The 1,102-nt window shown below is 72.5% G+C and carries 1 protein-coding gene and 1 pseudogene; one reads left to right on the top strand and one right to left on the bottom strand.

Annotated features, from left to right (window positions below; translation table 11 throughout):
* A pseudogene (purH, locus tag ACFWJO_RS40635) lies at positions 1 to 524 on the bottom strand (bifunctional phosphoribosylaminoimidazolecarboxamide formyltransferase/IMP cyclohydrolase); the annotation flags it as partial.
* Positions 525 to 643: 119 nt separating this feature from the next.
* Here purH and ACFWJO_RS40630 point away from each other — a divergent pair.
* Positions 644 to 1,102, top strand: a 459-nt coding sequence (locus ACFWJO_RS40630; protein WP_386873417.1) for an MFS transporter, incomplete at its 3' end; no start/stop codon positions are given.

Raw genomic sequence — 1,102 nt, 5'->3', positions numbered from 1 at the left:
CCGCCGGACTGCGCGGCCTGGACCACCTCGCCGTAGCGGGCCGGGTCCACCACGATCGCCACGGACGCGTGGTTCTTCGCGGCCGCGCGCACCATGGACGGCCCGCCGATGTCGATCTGCTCGACGACGGCGTCCTCCGCGGCGCCCGAGTTCACGGTGTCCACGAACGGGTAGAGGTTCACGACGACGAGGTCGAACGGCTCCACCTCGAGCTCGCGCAGCTGGGTCACGTGGTCCTCGCGACGACGGTCGGCCAGGATGCCCGCGTGCACGCGCGGGTGCAGCGTCTTCACGCGGCCGTCCAGGCACTCCTGGAACCCGGTGACCTCGGCGACCTCGGTGACGGGCACACCGGCGGCGGCGATGCGCTGGGCGGTGGAGCCGGTCGAGACGATCTGCACGCCCGCGGCGTGGAGCCCTGTGGCGAGCTCCTCGAGGCCGGTCTTGTCGTACACGGAGATCAGGGCCCGCTTCAGGGGCACCGTGTCCAGGACGGTGGTGGTGGTGGGCTGGGCAGAGGTCACGAGGGGGCGCTCCTTCGAGGGGGTCCGGGTGCGTCCCCCAGCATAGGCCGGGCCGCATAATGGCCCAGGCGTCCGCGTGACGGACCGCCCCCACTCCACCCGACGAACGGGAGCCGACCATGTCCTCCGCCACCCCGCCCCGCCCCAGCGCCGACGGCGCGCACCCCGGGCCCGCACCCGACGACGTCGCCCTGCCCACCGGCGAGGCGGTCGTCCAGGAGCTGCCGTGGCGCTGGTCCGTCCAGGGACGCATCTTCCTGATCGGCGGCCTGGGCTTCATGTTCGACGCATGGGACGTCACGCTCAACGGCGTGATGATCCCGCTGCTGCGCGAGGAGTGGGCCCTGGACAAGGCCGACGCCGCGTGGATCGGCACCGCCAACCTCATCGGCATGGCCGTGGGCGCGTTCCTGTGGGGCACCATCGCGGACCGCATCGGGCGCAAGGCGGCGTTCGCGTGGACGCTGGCGATCTTCTCCGTGTTCACGATCGCGGGCGCGCTGACGGACTCCCTGCTGTGGTTCGCGCTGTTCCGGTTCGTGGCCGGCATGGGCCTGGGCGGCACGATCCCCGTGGAC

Source organism: Streptomyces sp. NPDC127092 (assembly GCF_042722475.1).
Lineage (GTDB): Bacteria > Actinomycetota > Actinomycetes > Streptomycetales > Streptomycetaceae > Streptomyces.
The sequence above is the reverse complement of the archived record's forward strand: the minus strand, read 5'-3'. Positions and strand labels throughout refer to the sequence as shown.